Origin of the sequence: Psychrosphaera sp. 1_MG-2023 (genome assembly GCF_030548245.1) — a bacterium.
GTDB classification, from domain to species: Bacteria; Pseudomonadota; Gammaproteobacteria; order Enterobacterales; family Alteromonadaceae; genus Psychrosphaera; species Psychrosphaera algicola.
Genome location: NZ_JAUORW010000074.1, coordinates 1 through 505 on the forward strand (window position 1 = coordinate 1; position 505 = coordinate 505).

A 505-nucleotide genomic window follows, 5' to 3' on the forward strand; every position below is an offset into this window, starting at 1 on the left:
TGTAAACACGAATAGCCAATACAACTACCCTGCTCTTGAGTTAAACATGAAGAATAAATGTGTCAGGGATGAGTTTAGATCCCGCTATGACGATGAGGTGGTTCAGCGAAACGTAACCTTTGATTTAGTCATTCTCGAAAGTTATGCCCTAGAGTTAAAAAAACTAGAATGTTTTTTAGAAAATAAAGCAAAGCAACATCGACCTGACTACTATGCTCAACTCAGAACGGTGCCTGGCATTGGTTTAATCCTAGCCATGACTATCTTATATGAGATTGGGGATATCAACCGTTTTGAGTCCGTACAAAATTTTGCCTCCTACTCTCGATTAGTGAAATGTAAGGCTGAATCCGCTGGGAAAACCTACGGCACAAGTGGCAATAAAATTGGAAACGGTCATCTTAAATGGGCATTCAGTGAAGCAGCCGTGTGTAGTGGTCAACTGTTTTTGGCCACGGTTTTATAGTTTAGCCAGTATCTTCTCTCTGACTCATTTGGTGCCAAA

1 pseudogene is annotated in these 505 nt (G+C 40.8%); it reads left to right on the top strand.

Annotated features, from left to right (window positions below):
* Window positions 1-430: pseudogene (locus Q4575_RS19780) on the top strand (transposase); the annotation flags it as partial.
* Between the last annotated feature and the right edge of the window lie 75 nt (window positions 431-505).